Annotated in this window: 8 protein-coding genes; 3 read left to right on the forward strand and 5 right to left on the reverse strand. The window is 68.6% G+C overall.

Going from position 1 to position 18899, the window contains the following annotated elements; all coding sequences use genetic code 11:
- The first annotated feature begins 220 nt into the window (after nt 1-220).
- Complete coding sequence (locus ASF22_RS20375) at nt 221-10336, forward strand: Ig-like domain-containing protein (RefSeq protein WP_162239596.1); 10116 nt, start codon at nt 221-223, stop codon at nt 10334-10336.
- Between the two features lie 609 nt (nt 10337-10945).
- Here the strand turns inward: ASF22_RS20375 and ASF22_RS20380 are convergent.
- The gene (locus ASF22_RS20380; RefSeq protein WP_244474361.1) at nt 10946-11482 is read right to left on the reverse strand and encodes a PAS domain-containing protein; all 537 of its coding nucleotides are present in this window, start codon (nt 11480-11482) and stop codon (nt 10946-10948) included.
- A 1023-nt stretch (nt 11483-12505) separates the two neighbouring features.
- On the opposite strand from ASF22_RS20380, the gene ASF22_RS20385 reads away from it, so the two are divergent.
- A complete protein-coding gene (locus ASF22_RS20385) occupies nt 12506-14230 on the forward strand; it encodes an ABC transporter ATP-binding protein (RefSeq protein ID WP_056267747.1) in 1725 nt (574 codons plus the stop codon).
- 8 nt (nt 14231-14238) lie between these two features.
- On the opposite strand, the gene ASF22_RS20390 is transcribed toward ASF22_RS20385, so the two are convergent.
- Complete coding sequence (locus ASF22_RS20390; protein ID WP_056175921.1) at nt 14239-14895, reverse strand: hypothetical protein; 657 nt, start codon at nt 14893-14895, stop codon at nt 14239-14241.
- Nucleotides 14896-14923: 28 nt separating this feature from the next.
- The gene (locus ASF22_RS20395; RefSeq protein ID WP_056267749.1) at nt 14924-15532 is read right to left on the reverse strand and encodes a hypothetical protein; all 609 of its coding nucleotides are present in this window, start codon (nt 15530-15532) and stop codon (nt 14924-14926) included.
- Between the two features lie 119 nt (nt 15533-15651).
- On the opposite strand from ASF22_RS20395, the gene ASF22_RS20400 reads away from it, so the two are divergent.
- Complete coding sequence (locus ASF22_RS20400; RefSeq protein ID WP_056267751.1) at nt 15652-16635, forward strand: hypothetical protein; 984 nt, start codon at nt 15652-15654, stop codon at nt 16633-16635.
- Here the strand turns inward: ASF22_RS20400 and ASF22_RS20405 are convergent.
- A complete protein-coding gene (locus ASF22_RS20405) occupies nt 16623-17810 on the reverse strand; it encodes a glycosyltransferase family 4 protein (protein ID WP_056267754.1) in 1188 nt (395 codons plus the stop codon). The two genes, ASF22_RS20400 and ASF22_RS20405, sit on opposite strands and share 13 nt — an antisense overlap.
- 8 nt (nt 17811-17818) lie before the next feature.
- Nucleotides 17819-18883 carry a glycosyltransferase family 4 protein gene (locus ASF22_RS20410; RefSeq protein WP_056175932.1) on the reverse strand — a complete coding sequence of 355 codons (1065 nt, stop codon included), beginning with the start codon at nt 18881-18883 and terminating at the stop codon, nt 17819-17821.
- Between the last annotated feature and the right edge of the window lie 16 nt (nt 18884-18899).

The following is an 18899-nucleotide window of genomic DNA, read 5'->3' on the forward strand; positions in this document are numbered from 1 at the left end:
CGAGTAGCGTACAGAACGGCAAAATCAGGAAAAATAATGGCTTAGGCCGGGATCGGGCTTGAGGCCGGACTGTTCTTCTGTAGGTTGATATATGCAACCGGGCCGCGGATGCTTCGACGCCCGCCGAGACGCGCACCAAGTTCATTCAGGCATCGTCATCCCCGCCCGGAGGTCCCTCCGCGGCGCATGCGGGAACGTGCCTCAGAAACGGGAAATGCAGATGGCCGGCACCCTCGCACTTGTCCTCGCCCCGACGAGCGATACGGGCCTTCCGCTCGATGGGCTCACCCGGCGCAACGGCGTCGATGTCGGCATCGTCGGCCTCAATCTCCTCGGTGGTCCGATCACGATCTTCGACGATCGCGACAACAGCGGCACCCCCGGGACCGGCGAGATCCTCGCGACCGTTCCGGCGGGACTCCTCGGCACCTCACTCTCGTCCGTGCGCCTCAACCTGTCGGAGGGCACGCACAACCTGCGTGCAACCCAGAGCGCGACCCTGCTCGGCATCACCACGACGACGACGTCGTTGGCGCTTCCCGTCCGCGTCGACACCACCGGACCGACCATCGTCTCGGTCAACCAGCTCGATACCCTCGATCCCCTGGGTCTTCTCGATCTCGTCGGTGTGCTGCGCTACGAGGTCACCTTCTCGGAGCCTGTGCTCGGCCTCACGGCCAACCTCTTCCAGGCGACGGGAACGCTGCCGGGCATCCACCTCGTCACCCTGCTGCCGACCCTGAGCCCCAACACCTACATCGTCAGCGTCGGCCTCGGCCTCGACGGCGTCAGCCTCGATCGGCGCGCCGGCACCCTGGGTCTCGCGCTCAATCCGTCGAATCTCTCGGGCGTGACGGACCTTGCCGGCAACGGCCTGCGCGGCGCCGATTTCGCTCTTCTCGCCCCGGTCAACATCGGTCCGGCGCGTGAGACTGCGACGGCCGACTTCAACGGCGACGGGCTCGGGGATGCGGCCTTCCTCGTCAACAACACCGTGGTGGTGACGCGGGGCACCGGCACCGGTTCGCTCGGTGCGACCCAGACCGTGACCGTCGCGGCGGGGCAGAACACCATCGCCACGGGCGACATCACGGGCGATGGCCTCGCCGATATCGTCACCGCCGGCAATGGCACGGTCCAGATCCTGAAGCAGGGCACCAACGGCACCTTCACGGTCACCAGCCGCGCGACCGAGAACGCGGACGGCGCCTTGATCGCCGACGTCAACGGCGACGGCTACGCCGACCTCGTCGTGAAGGGTCTCGCGGGCGGCACCGCCACCGTGCTGACGAACAACGGCACCGGAACCTTCAGCGCCGGGACGGCACAATCCTTCGGGGTCCGGCCCGATGCCTTCGTGGCCGCCGACTTCAACGGCGACGGTCGCATCGATCTCGCGGCCCTGGCGGACAACGGCACCCAGATCGCGGTTCTCACCCAGGCGGCCAACGGCACGTTCGCACGCTCGACCCTGACCGTCGGCGCCAGCGCCGGCGGCCTTGCGGCCGGCGACCTCAATGGCGACGGCCGGGCCGAGATCGTCTCGTCCGGCACGGGCGGCACCCTCGAGATTCGCGGCAGCTCCGCCGCCGGGGCGATCCAGACGACCCTTCAGGCCGGGGCAGCCGCCACGGATATCCGCATCGGCGACACCAACGGCGACGGTCGCCAGGACATCCTCTACGCCGGCGCGGACGGCAATGTGCGGGTCGTCTACGGCGACGGCGCCGGCAACTTCTCCGCCCCGGTCATCCTCGAGACCCAGGCTGGCCTCGGCGCCCTCGCCCTCCTCGACATCAACGGCGACGGCCGCCAGGATCTCGCCCTGGCGAGCGGCACCACCGGCACCCTGCAGGTCGGCACCGGCATTCCGGTCGCGGGTGTGCTCGGCTCCGTCTACAACCTTGTCGCGCCGGGGCCCGTGCAGACGGTCACCGCCGTGCGGGTGGCAGGCGACAACGTGGTCAACATCGCGGAGGCCGCCGCCGGAACCGTCCCCGTCACCGGGACCCTCGCGGGGCCGCTCGGCGCGGGCGAGACCCTGGCCGTCCGTCTCGGCGGCACCGTGACGCCGCTCACGGGTGCCACGGTCGTGACGGCGAACGGCGTCACGACCTTCTCGGGCATCATTCCGGTCCTGCAGGCGTCCGGCGACGTCAGCGTCCTCGTCCAGCGGACCGACGGCGCCACCTCCGTCGCCCTGAGCCAGGCGGTCACCGTCGATCTCGTGAGGCCCACCCTCTTGAGCGTCACCTCACCGGACGCCGCGGTGACCAAGGACACGGTGATCGATTTCACCCTGACCTTCTCCGAGGCCGTCACCGGCCTGACCGCGGCCAATCTCGGTCTCACGGGTACGGCCGTCACCACGACCCCCGGGGGCCTCGTTCCCACCGTCGTGACGGCGGATGGCGGGCGCACCTACACGGTCACGGTTCCGGCCGCCACCGCCGAAGGCACCCTCGGCCTCACCTTCAACCCCGCCGGGATCGTCGATGCCGCCGGCAACGCCCTGCCGGGCGTGTCCGCGCCCGTCGGCCCCATCCTCACCCTCGATCGCACCGCGCCGGTCCTGTCCGTCCAACCCATCGCCGGGAACGGCGTCCTCTCCCAGGCCGAACTCGCGGCCGGCGTGGTTCTCGAAGGGACTGCGGCCGGTCTCGCCGCCGGCGCCACCGTGACGGTGACCATCACCAACGGCGCCGGCACCGCGGTTCTCACCACGACCGCAGCCGTGATCGACGGCGCTTTCGCCCTGCCGCTGGCGGCGGGGGCGGGCACGGCCCTGACGGACGGATCCTATGCCGTTTCCGTCAGCGCCACCGATGCCGCGGGCAACGTCGCCATCCCGGCGCTCGCCAATCTGACCATCGATCTCACCGCCGATGCCGGCACACCCTTCACCCTCGGCGTCAACGGGGGCCTGCCCGTCGGAGCCGGCGTGATCGCCGCCGTGCCGGTGGCGGTGAGCGGTCTCGATGCGGGCGCCATCGCCGCCGTCACCTTCACGGATGCGAACGCAAATACGGTCACCGCCACCCTGGGGTCGAACGGCAGCGCCCTGGTTAACCTCTCCGGCCTCGTTGGTCCGGTCACCTCGTCGATCGTGCTCACCGATCCGGTGGGCAACACCGCGCCCCTCACGGGCCCGGCCCTGACAATCGATCTCATCGCCCCCGTCGGCACGGCTGTCCTCGGCGCTCGGGCGGCCGCAACGGTCTCGTTCGACGTGACCTTCCCCGAGACCGTCACGGGGCTCGACACCACCGACTTCCAGGTCGTCGGGACCGGATCCATCGTCGGCACCGTCACCCAGGCGACAGCGAACGGAGCCGGCGGCTACACCGTCGTGGTCGGCAACCTCTCGGGTGCCGGAACCCTCGGCCTCGCCCTGTCCGCCAACGCGAACATCGTGGACACCGCCGGCAACCTCGCGACACTTTTCCCAGTCGCCCCGGTGTCCCTCGATCTCGTGCCACCGCCGAGGCCCGTCATCACGGGTCTGGTGAGCGACGGTGGTGGGGTTCCGAACGGTTTCCTCACGGCGGACACCACGCCGACCCTGTCCGGCACCACGGAGGCGGGAAGCACCGTCACGGTGACCTATCAGGGGCCCGGCGGAGCGACCGGGATCCTCGCGGCCACCGTCGATGGGGCCGGTAACTGGACGGCCACGGTGCCGACCGCCCTCGCCAATGGCGGCTACGCCTTCACGGCGACGGCCCAGGATCTCGCGGGCAATGTCAGCCTTCCCACTGCGCCGAAGGTCGTCACCATCGACACGCCGACGGCTCTCCCCTTCACCCTCGCCATCGATTTCGACGGCAACATCATCAACCGAGCGGATGCGGCGGGCCTGTCCTATACCCTCGGCGGTCTGCCCCCCGGCGCCGTCCTGTCGGTGACCTTCACGGACGCGGACGGAACGCAAGCCGTGGTCCCGCTCGTCAACGGGGGCGGTACCCTCGATCTGTCGGCCCTCGACGGCCTCGTGACCTCGAGCCTCACCTATACGGTCCAGAACGGCATACCCGCAATTCTCGTCGGGCCGGGCGCGATCTTCGACACGGTGCTGCCGACCGTCCCGACGATCCAGGGCTTCGCCTCCGCCGGGCCCGTCGCGGTGACGGCGACGAACGATCAGACCCCGATCCTCGTCGGCACCGGCGAAGCCGGGTCCATCGTCACCGTGGTGGTCGGTGGACAAACCCTCACGGCGGAGGTCGACACCAGCGGCAACTGGCGCATCCCGGTGACCACGGCCCTCGGCGCCGGGACCGTGAGCCTGACCGCGACCGCACAGGACGCCGCCGGCAACGTCAGCGCCCCGTCCGTCGGCCTGCCCGTGACCATCGACCTCCTGGCCGACGGGGATGCGACACCCCTCAGCGTCACCCTGAATCTGCCGGCCGACCGCCTTCTCAATGCTTCGGAGGCCGCAGCCCTCGTCGGAACCGTCTCGGGCATCGATAGCGATGCCACCGCGACGCTCACCTTCACGGGGCAGGGCGGAACCGTGTCCGTCGTCCTCACCAATGGACCGCTCCCGCCCGTCGACCTGTCCGGCCTCGGCGGGACCGTGACGGCGAGCGTCTCCGTGGTCGACCTTGTCGGCAACCGCGCGACCCTGCCGCTCGACCCCATCACCATCGATGCCGTGGCTCCGGCGGCCATCATCGTGGCCGACCCGGCCGCCCCCGCCGGCGCCACGAGCCTCACCTACAAGGTCACCTTCCCGGAGGCGGTGGCGAACCTCGACCGTACCGATTTCGTCCTCACGGGCTCCGGGACGGCGGCCGGTACGATCGTTTCCACGACGGAGATCAACGGCACATATGTGGTCACGGTCGGCAATGTCACCGGGACTGGGTCCCTCGCCCTCGGGCTCGCGGGCTCGTCCAACATCGCGGATCTCGCCGGCAACGCCGCCATCGTGGCCCAGGCCGGTCTGCACCTCGTCAACGTCCCCGTGGTGGTCCAGCCGGGCGATCTGCCCGTCATCGCCGCCATCACGGCCGATTCCGGCGCGCTTGGTGATTTCATCACCAACGATGCGGACCCCGTCGTCAGCGGCACCGCTCTGGCCAACGGTACGATCACGCTGACCTATACGGATCAGGCCGGCGTGCCGGCCAGCGTGACCGTGCGGGCCAATGGCAGCGGCGACTGGTCCGTCCCGCTGCCGTCCCTCGGCGACGGCACCTATGCGCTGACGGCGACCCTCACGGACGCCTTCGGCAACGTGCTCGGCACCTCCGCCAGCCGTCCCCTGGTGATCGATACCGTCGCCGATGCGGGCGTGCCGGTCAGCCTCGCCGTGTCCGCCACCGCCGATGGCGTGATCGACGCGACCGAGGCGACCATGGTCTCCTACACGGTGGCCGGCCTCGATGTCGGCAGCACGGCCATCGTCCGCTTCGCCCTCGGCGCATTGGTCAAGGACGTTCCGATCTCGGCCGACGGTACCTTCATGGTCGATCTGTCCGGCTTCGACGGAACGGTCGCCACCAGCCTGATCGTCACCGATCCGGCGGCGAACATCGCGACCGTGACGGGCAACGCCATCCGGGTCGAGACCACGCCGACGGCTCTGCCCATCATCACGGCCGTGGTCACCGACACCGGTACGCCCGGGGACGGGATCACCTACGACAACACGCCGGTCCTCACCGGCACGGCCGAGGCGAATGCCGCGGTCCTGGTCACCGTGAGCGGGCCGGGCGGTGTCCAGACGATTCCGACCGTCGCCACTGGCGGCGTCTGGAGCGTCACGGTGCCGACCCTCGTCGACGGCGCCTACACGGTGACCGCGTCGGCCACGGGTCCCAGCGGCCTGCCGAGCGCCAGCACGGCGCCGTTCGCCATCACCATCGACACGACCGCGGACGTGGTCCCCCTGGTGGCCGTGCAGTTCGCCTCCGGCGATACCCGCCTCGGCGCAAACGAGGCCGGTGCCGTGACCTTCGAACTCACGGGCCTCGACACCGGATCGTCTGGAAGCATCCTGTTCACAGACGGCCGGACCACCGTCACGGTTCCGATCGCCGCCAACGGGACTTACACGGCCAATCTCTCGACCCTGTCCGGTTCCATCACGGCGGAGGTGGTTCTGGCCGATGTCGCCGACAATTCCATTAGAGCAAATCTCGCCCTGCCGGCGGGTCTGACCGTGGACGTGGTGGCTCCGCAGGGCACGGCCGTGGGCGATCCCTCCGGCGGCGTCACGGTGGCGAGCTTCACCTACGCGGTGACCTTCTCGGAGGCCGTCGCGAACGTCACGGCAGGTGATTTCTCCCTGTCCGGCCCCCCCGGTCTCACCGGCGAGATCACGTCGGTAACGGGCTCCGGTGCAAGCTACGTGGTCACGGTGGCGGGCATCCAGGGAACCGGGCTGCTGACCCTCGGCCTGGCATCCGACTCCGACATTGCCGATCTCGCCGGCAACCTCGCTACCCTGGTACCGGCCACCCGCCTCGTCACCGGCGTCGCTCCGGTCCAGCCGGTCATCACCGGCTACACCGTCGACACCGGCGTGCAGGGCGATGGCGTCACGTCCGACCAGGCTCCCACCCTGTCGGGTATTGGCTTGGCGAACGGGACCGTCACCATCACCGATACGGCGTCGCCCGGATCACCGTCCGTGCAGGCGACGGTCGCGGCGAACGGCACCTGGAGCGTCACGCTCCCGACCCAGTCGGACGGCGCCCACGCGTTCGTGGCGAGCCTCGCCGATGCGAACGGCGCCCCCGTCGGGACGTCGGCGCCGCTTCCCCTGACCATCGACACCACCGCCGATGGTGGTGCCGTCGCGACCCTGTCCGTGGATCCCGGCGGAGATCAGAGGATCGATGCCGCCGAGGCCGGAACCGTGGCCTTCACCGTGGCGGGCCTCGACCCGGACGCCATGGGAACGGTGACATTCCGCGACGTCACCCATGGTCTGACGGTCATGGATGTCCGCAACGGGACCTACACCGTGGACCTGTCGAGCTTCGCCGGTCCGGTTTCCTCCGTCCTGGCCATTCAGGACGCCGCCGGGAACTCGATCACCCGTGACGGCACCGCGGTGGTCGTCGACGCGGTCGCTCCGATCGGGACCGCCATTCCGTCCACGCCGACGGACACCGGCGCCACCGGGTTCACCTACACGGTGACCTTCCCGGAAACGGTCCTCGACGTGACACTGGACGACTTCGTCCTCGCGAGCACCGGGACCGCGGCGGGGCGGATCGTCTCCGTCAGCGGCACCGGCGGCACCTATGTGGTGTCGGTGCTGGACGTGACCGGCACCGGTACCCTGTCGCTCGGCCTCGCCGGCACTTCGGACATCGCGGACGGGTTCGGCAACGGCGCCACCCTGTCGGCGACGTCGCGATCGGTGGCGATCGGCGCCACCCCGCCACCGGCGCCGACCTTCATCACCGGCTATGACGTGGATAGCGGCATCCCCGGCGACGGCATCACGCGCGACACCACCCCGATCCTCTCGGGGACCGCCGCGCCGGGTGGCACCGTCACGGTCGTCTACGTCGAGGCCGGCGTGCCGAAATCCGTGACCGGTCCGGTGGACGGCACCGGTCAATGGACCCTCGCGATCCCAACCCTGACCGATGGCAGCTACAGCTTCACGGCGTCGGCGGTCACGGCCGCGAACGTTCCCTCCGGAACGTCCGTGCCCCTGGCTCTGACCATCGACACCATCGCGGATGCGGTGCCGGCCGTGTCGCTCAGCGTGAACGGCCCAGCGGGCGGTAGCCTGACCCCGGCCCAGGCGGCGGCCGTAGGATTCACGGTCGCGGGCCTCGACGCCGGCTCCTCCGCCCTGGTCACCTTCACCGACGGGTCGAATACGGTGCGGGTCAACGCCGGGGCGGACGGCACCTATCAAGCCGACCTGTCGGGACTGACCGGAACCGTCACCTCCACCTTCGCGGTCTCCGATACCGCCGGCAACACCGCATCGGGCAGCGGCAACGGCCTCGTCATCGGTCAGACCGGCACAAACCCCCAGAACCCCAACCCGCAGAATCCGAATCCTCAAGACCCCAATCCCCAAGATCCGACGACTCCCCCGATCGTGCCTCCCGGCACGGGCACGGAGCCCGGTCAGAACGCTCCGCCCTCCGTCGTCGCCCCGGTGGTCGTCGGCCTCCAGCCCGACACGGGTGTTCCCGGCGACGGCATCACCAGCGATCCGACGCCGACCGTGACGGGAACCGGTACGCCCGGTGCCCTGGTCACGGTGACCTACACCGACGGGACCGGCCCCCGCACCGTCACGGTGCCGGTCGGTGCCGACGGCAGCTTCACGGCGCCGCTGCCGAATCTGGCCGATGGGAACTACAGCGTGGTCGCCGCAGGGCGTGACGCGGCGGGCAATGTACTGCAGGCCGGCCAGCCCTTCACCGTCGTCGTCGACACGGTGGCGGATACCGGCCCGGCCGTCGCCCTCAGCATCGAGCCGACTGCGGACGGGGTGATCAACGCCCGGGAGGCCATCGACACGGCCTACACCGTGTCCGGCCTCGATGCCGGAGCGGTCGCCCTGGTGACGTTCACGGACGGGACGCACGCGCTCACCACCCGGGTCACCGCCGATGGACGCTACGCCGTCGACCTGACGGGCCTGAATGGGCCGGTGACGAGCGCCGTGCTCGCCACCGACGCCGCTGGGAACGAAGCCCGGGCCACCGGCAACGCCGTGACCCTCGACACCGTCGGCCCCGCCGCTCCGGTGGTCACGGGCTTCACCGAGGATACGGGACTCGTCGGCAACGGCGTCACCGCCGATACGACGCCGACGCTTCTCGGCGCCGCCGAGCCCGGCAGCACCGTGTTCATCGCCTATGAGACGCAGGGCGGACCCCGGACGGCCACGGTGGTGGCGGGAACCGACGGTGTCTGGAGCGTCGAACTGCCGCCGTTGCCGGAGGGAGCCTACGCCTTCACGGCCAGCGCGACGGATGCGGCGGGCAACCGCGGTCCGGCCTCGATCCCCTACGGCCTCACCATCGATCCGCGCGACGCCGGACCGGTGGGAAGCGGTGGCGGGAATGCGACGGACGGCGGCAACCTCGCGCCCACACCGGTTTCGGATGGGATCGCGACCGCGACCCACGCGGCTGCGGTGATCGGCAACGTGCTCGCCAACGATACCGACCCCAACGCGGGTGACAGCCTGCACGTCACCGCCGTGCGGTTTGCCAGCGGCATCACCGTGGCGGTCCCGGCGGACGGCACGACCACGATCCTCGGCGAGCACGGGACGCTGCACATGGCGGCCGATGGCAGCTACAGCTACCAAGCCATCGGTTCGAGCAACCTCGGTGCCGGCGGGCAGTACACCGAAGTCTTCACCTACACTGTCTCGGATGCGAAAGGCTTGTCCACTTCGGCGGGGCTTTCCGTCTCCCTTGGCAGCGCGGTTCCGCCACAGAGTCTCGCGTTCGGCTTCGCCTTCAGCGAGGCGCGGGTCGACCTGAAGGGGGAAACCCTGGTTCTCACGGCCCCCGACGGGACCCAGCACGACCTGAATGGAATCGGGACCTTGACCTTCACCGACGGGTCGATCCGGCAGAACGACGGGCACGGAGTGGTGGACGACGTCTGGTACCTGTCGCACAACCTCGATGTCTGGGCGGCGAAGATGGACGCCGGCACCCATTACGCCACGTATGGCTGGCAGGAGGGGCGAGACCCCAACGCCTACTTCTCGACCCTCGAATACCTCGGCACCAACACGGATGTCGCGGTCGCCGGCCTGAACCCCCTCGAACACTACGTTACGTACGGCGAGCGGGAAGGGCGCAGCCCCAGCGCGCATTTCTCGGCGGATGCCTACCTCTCCCTCAACCCGGATGTGGCGGCGCACGGTGACAACGCCCTGGAGCATTACTTCCAGTACGGGCGCGGCGAGGGCCGGAACGTTCAGGAGGGGGAGAACGACCGCGGCCATACCGGGGCCTTCGATCCAGGATTCTACCTCACGCAGAACCCCGACGTTGCCGCAGCGGCGGCCGCGGCTGCGCCCCTGACCGTCACCCCGTCGGACTACGCCTTCCGGCATTACCTGAACTACGGCGCCGACGAGGGGCGCGCTCCGAACGCCCTGTTCGACCCGGGCGCCTATCTCACCGCCTACACGGACGTGGCGGAGGCGGGCCTCAATCCCCTCCTTCACTACGAGGAGTTCGGCTGGCGCGAGGGGCGCAACCCCGGCCCGGCTTTCGACACCAACGCCTATCTCGAAAACAACCCTGACGTGGTGGCCGCCAATATCGATCCGCTCCAACATTTCCTCGATTACGGGATGAAGGAGGGACGTTTGCCGGGTTGATCGGAGAATCATCCCCAACGGCTCGGTGATAGGTCCATCGCCGAGCCGCTGCCGGGTGCCATTCGAACCATCGCTGTCGATCAGTCTTCAAGGCAGCGAATCCAAAGCAGGTAAATGGATAAAATGCTCAATGCGAGCATGATAAGCAAAAATATCGCTTAAACTGCAATAATTAACGGTCGTATTAACTATCCTATGGCTTTGACGGGCACATGTTGTTCCACCAGACGTTGAGATGGGGACGCGTATTCAAGGGTTCTAACTTCATAAATCGAAACACGCGATCTGGAGTTTGCTGATGTCGTATTCGATTTTTGTCAGACGAATCGATCCTGCCCAATGTTGCATGCCGGAGGTTCTGGCCTGCGAAATCGAGAGCGAGGGAGAAGCCTCTCGGATCGTGCGGCACCTCGCGACCTCGTTCGGAGAATTCGGCCTCGACACGTGCCGGAGCGTCTACTGGTTTCGCAACACCGGTGGCCTGCACGAGATCTGGTCTGCCGCTTCGGCTTGAGGCCAAACGGCGACCAGAGCGAAGAGATACGCGAGCTTTCGAGTGGGTTCGATGGTCTCGCAACGAACCTCAGACAGTCATCGCATCTTGACGGGTCAGGGCCTCGATCTTCGCGCCAGGACGCATCCGATCTCCAGCAGGAGCATGTCGACCATGAGGGCCAAGTGGGTGTCACCGCTCCGCCGGATCGCCGCATGGGCGCGCATGCAATGGTCGGCGGCCTGATGAAGCGGGTCGGTGTCGGCCTCGACATCGGGCGGCGCCAGGGCCCGGTGGGCGTCCGTTGTGTCGATGTAGGTTCCATGTCCACGCATCACACCGGTCGCGTCGCGGTGGAGATGCCCGCGGTTCAGGATCCACCGGATTTCACCGGATGCGGTCAGGACACGAAACTCGGCCGCAACGGGGCCGCCGATCTCACGCACATGGCGGACCCATGCGAACACCCACTCGCGGTCGTCGGGGTGGATGCGCGCGAACGCGACATCGAGGGGGATCGGCTTGCCCGCGATATCGGGATTCCCCGCAAGCAAGGCGGCGGCCCCCTCGTCCAGCAGGGAGAGGCCCGCGGCGACATCGGTGTTCCAAGTTCCGACGATGCCCGCAGCCTCGGGGGCGAAAACGCTCGTCATCGCTGATAACATCCGTCCCTCGCTGTTCTAGATCAAACCGTCTTTCCAAATCTGTTTCGACGGACCCTCGAATACCGGGCACTGCAATACGCTGGGCACGATTGTTGCGGTGTTCGGTCTCGCCCATGCGTCGATCGGACGCCGTTCTGTAGCAGTCGGATCGGTGCACCACGTTGAAATACCAACCGTGGATGTCGGCCAATCATCGAAGTCTCGCCCATGACCCTGACCTCAGAAATGCGTGTTCTTAGGCATCGGCACCGGTTGGGATATCCGCCGATGAGATCTGCAATGAACCCATGATGTGCGGAAAATTTTCCAATCCGATTTATACTCAGCAATTGCAACGCGCCAGAGCGTCGCTTGGTACCAAAAAGTCTACCAACTCTCTAATGTACAAAATCGTACATGAATACGATTTGGATAAACTTGATTGTTTCTCCGAAGCTTGGCGATTATTTTATCGAATCGACCTGCCTCATAGCACTCGGCGATGCCGAGCCACTTGTAACGTTCGAGATAGTCGACCTCTCGAAAGCATTGAATCATAGCATCGCGAAATCTACGCAAGGGCTTGCCAGCACGATGCACCAATCGGAGGTTCCGTCGTCAATAAGCCGGAGAAAAATTAAATAATCGTACCGTTAGAATAACGGTAAACGATTGTAGACGCAGGTCGCCCACGCCGAATTGATTAGCGAAAATTTATAAACGGGCCTGCCGCGTCGTCGAACACAGGGCCTCGGCCCGGGTGGCCCCCGCGTTACCAGGCCTCGCCGGGCTGGTGGACAGGCATCTGCGACCCTTCGTGGCCCTTGCGCCATGCCCGCTCGGGGATAGCCCCCGTGCCTGGTGCGTCGGGGCCGGCTGCGCTAGGAGCCCCCCGGGACAAACCGTGTCCCCCCGTGCTGGCGGCCGCCAACGGCGGCGCACCAGTTGCCTGCGCCACCGGCTTCCGTGCCTGACCATCTGCGGGAGGGCCTGTTCCGCCCTTCACTCTCTTAACGCCTGACCGGGTTTCCGATGCTGAAGGCCTTTCTCGCCTATTACCGGCCGCACCGGACCCTTTTCCTCGTGGATTTCGGCTGCGCCGTCCTGTCCGGCCTGTTCGAGCTCGGCTTCCCCATGGCGGTGAAAGCTTTCGTCGACGTGCTGCTGCCGCGCCAGGACTGGCAACTCATCCTGCTCGCTGCCCTCGGCCTCGGGCTCGTCTACGTGGCGAATGCGGGACTCATGGTGGTGGTGACCTACTGGGGCCATGTGCTCGGCATCAACATCGAGACCGAGATGCGGGCGCGGGCCTTCGACCACCTGCAGAAGCTCTCGTTCCGATTCTACGACAATCAGAAGACCGGCCACCTCGTCGCGCGGGTGACCAAGGATCTCGAAGAGATCGGCGAGGTCGCCCATCATGGGCCCGAAGACCTGTTCATCGCCGTGATGACGCTGTTCGGCGCCTTCGGACTCATGCTGTTCGTGCATCCGCCGCTCGCCCTGATGACGGCTGCGATCCTGCCGGTGATCGCCTTCGTCACCCTCCGCTATGGCGGGCGCATGACACGGAACTGGCAGGCGCAGTACGGCCGCGTCGGCGCCTTCAATGCCCGCATCGCGGAGAATGTCGGCGGCATGCGCGTGGTCCAGGCCTTCGCCAACGAGCCGCACGAGCGGCGTCTCTTCGCCTCCGACAACGCGCGCTACCGGTCCACCAAGCTCGAAGCCTACCGGATCATGGCCGCCAGCCTGTCGATCAACTACCTCGGCATGCGCCTCGTCCAGATCGTGGTGCTGCTCGGCGGTGCCGCCTACGTGGTGCGGGGCGAACTCACCCCCGGCGGCTTCGTCGGCTTTCTCCTGCTGGTCGGGGTGTTCTACCGGCCCCTCGAGAAGATCGGCGCCGTGGTCGAGACCTACCCCAAGGGGATCGCGGGGTTCCGGCGCTACGCCGCGCTCCTCGCCACCGCGCCCGACATCGTCGACCGCCCGGGCGCCGTCGCGGCGCCGCCCTTGCGCGGCGACATCCGCTTCGAGGGCGTCCGGTTCGGTTACGCGGAGGACCGTCCGGTCCTGTCCGGCCTCGACCTCGCCATCCGGGCGGGCGAGACCGTGGCGTTCGTCGGCCCCTCGGGCGCGGGCAAGACCACCCTGTGTTCCCTGATCCCGCGCTTCTACGAGGTCGACGCCGGGCGGATCACCATCGACGGCTTCGACATCCGCGACGTGACCCTCGCCTCCCTGCGCCGCCAGATCGGCATCGTGCAGCAGGACGTGTTCCTGTTCGCCGGTTCGATCCGCGAGAACATCGCCTACGGCCGCCTCGATGCCGACGATGCGGCTATCCGCGCGGCCGCGAGCCGGGCTCGCCTCGACGGGCTACTCGCCGGCCTGCCCGAGGGGCTCGATACCCTCATCGGCGAACGTGGGGTCAAGCTTTCCGGCGGCCAGAAGCAGCGCCTCGCCATCGCCCGCGTGTTCTTGAAGAATCCGCCGATCCTCATCCTGGACGAGGCGACTTCGGCCCTCGACACCGAGACCGAACAGGAGATCCAGCGCTCGCTCACGGACCTCGCCCGGGGCCGAACCACCCTGGTCATCGCGCACCGCCTCGCCACCATCCGGCAGGCCGATCGCATCGTCGTCGTGGGAGAGGCCGGCATCGTCGAGCAGGGGCCGCACGAGACCCTTCTGGAGGCCGGTGGCGCCTACGGGAAGCTCTACGCGGCGCAGTTCGCGCAGGGGCGGCGGTAGACCGTCCGTCAGCCCTCCGGCGTCCCCGAGATCCAGAGCGCATGCGCCGGTCCCGTCGCCGTGTCGGGCTTCGCCGCCCCGATGAACACGATCAGCGGCCCGTACGCGGTCTTGGGCGGATGGTAGAAGTCGAGCAAGCCGGGATGCAAGGCCTGCAGGAATCGCGGTGGCCGCTCGGCCGCGCGCAGGAAATGGTCGATGACGACCTGATCCCCGTGCACGGCGTTCGGCACCGGGCCGCACGAGCCCGGCGCCATCCAGTGCTGCGGATCGGTGGCGAACCGCTCGTACAGGAAGGCGAGATCGTCCGCGTGCCACCGCACGAAGGCGCTGGAGACCCTGCCCTTGTGGAAGTAGTCCTCCATGGTGGCAAAGCCCGGTTCGGCCAGCGCAGACGCATCGCCCGCGAACACCGTGTCGAGGTCGCACAGCACCGTGGTACCCGTCGCAAGGCCCGGCCGGAACGCCTCCATCTTCGACCACCAGGTGGGCCAGTCGTGCCGCAGCGGCACGATCTCGACCCCCGGACAGGCGATGGTGCGATCGGTCAGGCAGACGATCCGGTCGAAGGCCGGTGCGAACCGGCGGGCGCCGGCAGCGAGACGCTCGACCCAGACCGCATCGTAGCGGCCCCCATGCTTCAGGACGGTGAGGAGGGTGGCCATGGGCGATCCGGGTGAAAGGGAGGGGACGTCAGGACGCGATAGGCGGATGGAGTCGCAGGCGCCCGTCCGCCTGGGCTTCTTCGAACCAGTGCCGTTCGGCGTCCCACGGGTGCCCCGGCCACCCGGCGAACCCGAATCCGTAGACATCGATGGGCGGCAGCGACGGGACGCGCGCGTCCAGGATCGCAAGGGCGACGAGCAGACCCGTGCTGGGGTTCGGCGGCCCGGAGGTTCGAGGCGCCAGCACGTCGTGGGCGCGCGCATGCAGCGCGCGGGTCAGGGTATGCACGGGGCGGCCGGTAAGGCGGTCCCGAAGGGGCGCCGTCCAGCACACGCGTTCGGACGCGCCTTCCTCGTCGGGCGCGAGTTCGGGAAACGGCAGCAGGAACCGCGCGGCTCGCCGGATAGCCGGGCGTGCGGTAAAGCCGTCCTCCTCGACCCAAGCCCGCGCCTGCCCGCCGCGATTGACGAGGGCGAGGAGGGTCACGCGCGTGCCCGCCGGGCCGCCGAAACCGGGTGCGTTGTTGAATCGCACGATCGATGCCGACGCGTCGATGGCCTGCCCCCGGTCGCCGAGCTCGGGGGCATTGCCCACGAGGGCGAGGCTCGGGGCGTTGAAATCCGGGATGGACGGCATGGAACGGGACGCCTTCGGACCTGAAAGTCGAGCCGGGTCATAAGAGATGCGGGGTTCGCCCCGACAGTGTACGCAGCGTCGCGCCGAACAGTCGGGCAGGGGCAGGAGCGACCGGAACCATGCGACGCTGTTTCGTCTGCCTGGCTGATACCCTGGAGCCGACGGACCGATCGATCGCCTACGAAGACGGTGTCCGGCGGAGGTTTCCGTTCGCCTGCGCCTCCTGCGGCGTGCTGTTCGAGCGCGGTGCCGACGAAGCGGCATGCTGGGACCACCTCGCGGCGCATCTCGCCGGTGAGACGTTCCGACTCGCGCCGGACGCGCCCTACGGCCTCGACCTCTACACCTTGCGCACCGCCGCGACCCGGCTCGCGCGGGGCATCCGCGCCCTGAGCGAGGACGACCGCGCGGCGCTTCTCCGACCGCATTCCGAGCGTGCGGCCCACGGCGGCCTCGTCGACCTCGCGGCGATGCCGAAGGCCCAGGTTTCCCTCGGGGTTCTCTGCCGACCTGACGACCTGCAATCCGTCCTGGGTGGCCTGGTGCCGCACGCGGCCTGGACCCGGGACGTGGCTGTGCTCGTCGATGCGTCGGAGGCTCCGCCGGAAACCAGCGCGCTGGCCAGATTTCCGCCCGGCGCGGTACGGGTTGCGGCGCGTCCCCTTGCGGGTGATTTCGCGGCCCAGCGCAACGCGCTCCAGGCCCTCGCGCGGCAGACCTGGATGCTTCAGCTCGACGCCGACGAAGCGCTGTCGCCCGCCACCGCCGGGCTGCTTCCGGCGCTCGCCGCGCTGGCGGAGGAGGGCGCCGCCGTGTCCATCGGACTGCCCCGACGCAATGTCGTCGATGGCGTGCTGTCGGACGTGTACCCGGACGTGCAGTACCGCCTCAACCACGCGACGGTGCGCTTCCAGGGGCGCGTGCACGAGCGGCCGGATCTCGGCGGCGACTGGCGCCGAAGCATCATCGCCCTTCACGGCTCCATCGATCATCGTCTGTCGCGCGCCCACGTGGCGGCGCGCTCGATACGGTACGAGGCCCTGGACCCCGGCCGCGGACGCGTCGAGGAGGCGGCGGCCCTGTTGCGGGTCTATCGACCCTGACGCGCCGCCGCGATGGCGCGCTCGTAGAGCGCCAAAGTCTCGCTCCCGAGGCGCGCCCGGTCGAAGGCCCCGCTCGCCGCCAGGGCCCGCGCGCGCAGTTTTGTGCGCAGGTCCGGGTCCCGAAGCAGCGGCCGGATGGCGTCGGCCAGCGCCGTACCGGTCGCTTCCTGTGCGAGCAGGCCGGCCCCCGGCCGCCCGACGAAGGCGCGGGCGCTGGCATCGGCTGCGCAGGCGACCACCGGGCGGCCGTAAGCGAGGGCCTCCTGATAGACGAGGCCGAAGCTCTCGTAGCGGGAGGGCGCCAACACGAGGTGCGCTCGCGCGTAGGCTTCGGTGAGGGATGCCGCGTCGATGCGGCCGAGGGGGCGCAAGTGCCGTCGTGCCAAAGCCGAAACGCCCTGCGGAAGGTCGGCTTCGCAGACGCCCACGAGATCGACGACGAAGGGCGGTAGGATGCCGGCTTCGCAATCGGCCCCGAGCAGCGCGGCGGCATCAAGGAGAAGGTCGAAGCCCTTCCGGGCCTCGGCCCGGCCGACGAACAGCAGCCGCACCGGAGCCTCCACGGCATCGGGGTAGGGTGCGGTCCGGCCGCGTTGGAGCATGTCCGGCGGCAGGCTCAGGCCGATCACGGCGTGAGCCTGCCGGGGCGGGATGCCGTAGAGGCTCGCGATACGGACCGCGTGGTCGTCCGTGTTCGAGATCAGGCCGGCGCTGCCGCGCGCCTGCCAGCGCTCCAGCCGGTCGGCGGTACGGCCGTCGAGGCGGTCGCGGAGGGACGTCGCGGGACCCCGCGTGAACGCGGCCGGGGTCGAGTTGCGTGTGACCAGCGGCGGTCCCGACCGCGTCAGGAAGGCGGCCGGCGCATACCAATTCGTGGCCTCGATGCAGTCGAAGGGCTGCCGTGCGTGGGCATCCAGAACCGCCCGGTAAAACGCCAGCGGCGCGGCGAGGTGTCCGGCCGAGCCCCACCGGCGCAAGCGCGCCAGGGCCGAGCCCGGCGCGAGGCCGATGCCCCGCACGGCGACACCGCCGGTCTCGCCCATGCCGATGCGGTCGAGGGTGAACACCGTGACGGCCACATCCCGAGCCGCCAGGCTTTCGGCGATCTCCCGCGCGGCGGTGGAGAGGCCGCTCGGGGCCGGCGGGTAGTCCCAGGCGAGCAGCGCCGTGCGCACGATTCCACTCACGCGGAGAGCAGCCGGCGGTAGATCGAAAGGTAATCGGCCGCCATGCGCTCGGATGTGAAGCGTGCCTCGAATCGCTTCCGGACGCGCGCCCGGTCGAGGTCTCCCACGCGGGCGAGCGCCGCCACTGCCTCGGCCTCGGACGAGACGATGAAACCCGTGATGCCGTCCTCGATGATTTCCGGCACGGAGCCACGATTCCAGGCGATCACCGGCGTCCCGCAGGCCATGGCCTCGATCATCACCAGGCCGAAGGGCTCGGGCCAGTCGATGGGAAACAGGAGTGCCCGCGCATCGCCGAGCAGCCGACCCTTGGCGGCGTCGTCCACCGGACCGACATAGACCGCGTCGTCGGCGAGGAGCGGGCGCACGGCCCGGTCGAAGTAGTCGGGATTGCCGACATCGACCGTGCCGGCGAGACGGATGGGCAGGCCCGCCGCACGTGCGACGCGAATCGCCGTATCGGGGCGCTTCTGATCGGTCATCCGGCCGACGAACGCGAGGTGGCCCTTCGGATTCGAATTCAGGGCGTAGCGGTCGCGGGCGATGCCGTGGTGGACGATGCCGGCCCTGTTCGCCGCCGGGACGCCGGCTTCCTGTGCTGCCGAGATCGCCGCCACCGGCAGATCGGGGAAGCCGGCGAAGAACAGTGCCCGGTCGCGCTCGTCCACCCGCCAATGCACCGTCGTCAGGCTGCGGCATCGGCGCGCGCCGAGGATCGCCGCATGGGCGAATTCGCCGTGGCAATGCACGATGTCGAAGCTGTCGAGCCGGCGGGCAAGCGCTTCCATCTGCAGAGCTTCCAAGGCCGAGGGCACCCCCGGTGCGACCTGGCCCTCGCGGGCTTCGAGGGCTGCGAGACTGGGGTAATCCCCGACCCTTGGTATATCTGTCGCACTGTCGGACGGCGCGAACAGCGTTACCTCCACGCCGAGGTTCTGCAGGGCTACGCTCAGATCGTGAACGACGCGCTCCGTCCCCCCATGGTGCAGGGGCGGCGTCGGAAAGATGTTGGGGGCAACCTGTGCGACACGGATCGCGGATGATATTTCGGCTTTAGACATGAATTTCGTCGAGTTT

The organism is Methylobacterium sp. Leaf87 (genome assembly GCF_001422775.1).
In the GTDB taxonomy this organism is placed as follows: domain Bacteria; phylum Pseudomonadota; class Alphaproteobacteria; order Rhizobiales; family Beijerinckiaceae; genus Methylobacterium.

Bases quoted from the DNA above. Each gene is read 5' to 3' on its own strand.
- ASF22_RS20375 (WP_162239596.1), top strand. From the start codon at position 221: ATGGCCGGCACCCTCGCACTTGTCCTCGCCCCGACGAGCGATACGGGC.
- ASF22_RS20380 (WP_244474361.1), bottom strand. From the start codon at position 11,482: ATGACGAGCGTTTTCGCCCCCGAGGCTGCGGGCATCGTCGGAACTTGG.
- ASF22_RS20385 (WP_056267747.1), top strand. From the start codon at position 12,506: ATGCTGAAGGCCTTTCTCGCCTATTACCGGCCGCACCGGACCCTTTTC.
- ASF22_RS20390 (WP_056175921.1), bottom strand. From the start codon at position 14,895: ATGGCCACCCTCCTCACCGTCCTGAAGCATGGGGGCCGCTACGATGCG.
- ASF22_RS20395 (WP_056267749.1), bottom strand. From the start codon at position 15,532: ATGCCGTCCATCCCGGATTTCAACGCCCCGAGCCTCGCCCTCGTGGGC.
- ASF22_RS20400 (WP_056267751.1), top strand. From the start codon at position 15,652: ATGCGACGCTGTTTCGTCTGCCTGGCTGATACCCTGGAGCCGACGGAC.
- ASF22_RS20410 (WP_056175932.1), bottom strand. From the start codon at position 18,883: ATGTCTAAAGCCGAAATATCATCCGCGATCCGTGTCGCACAGGTTGCC.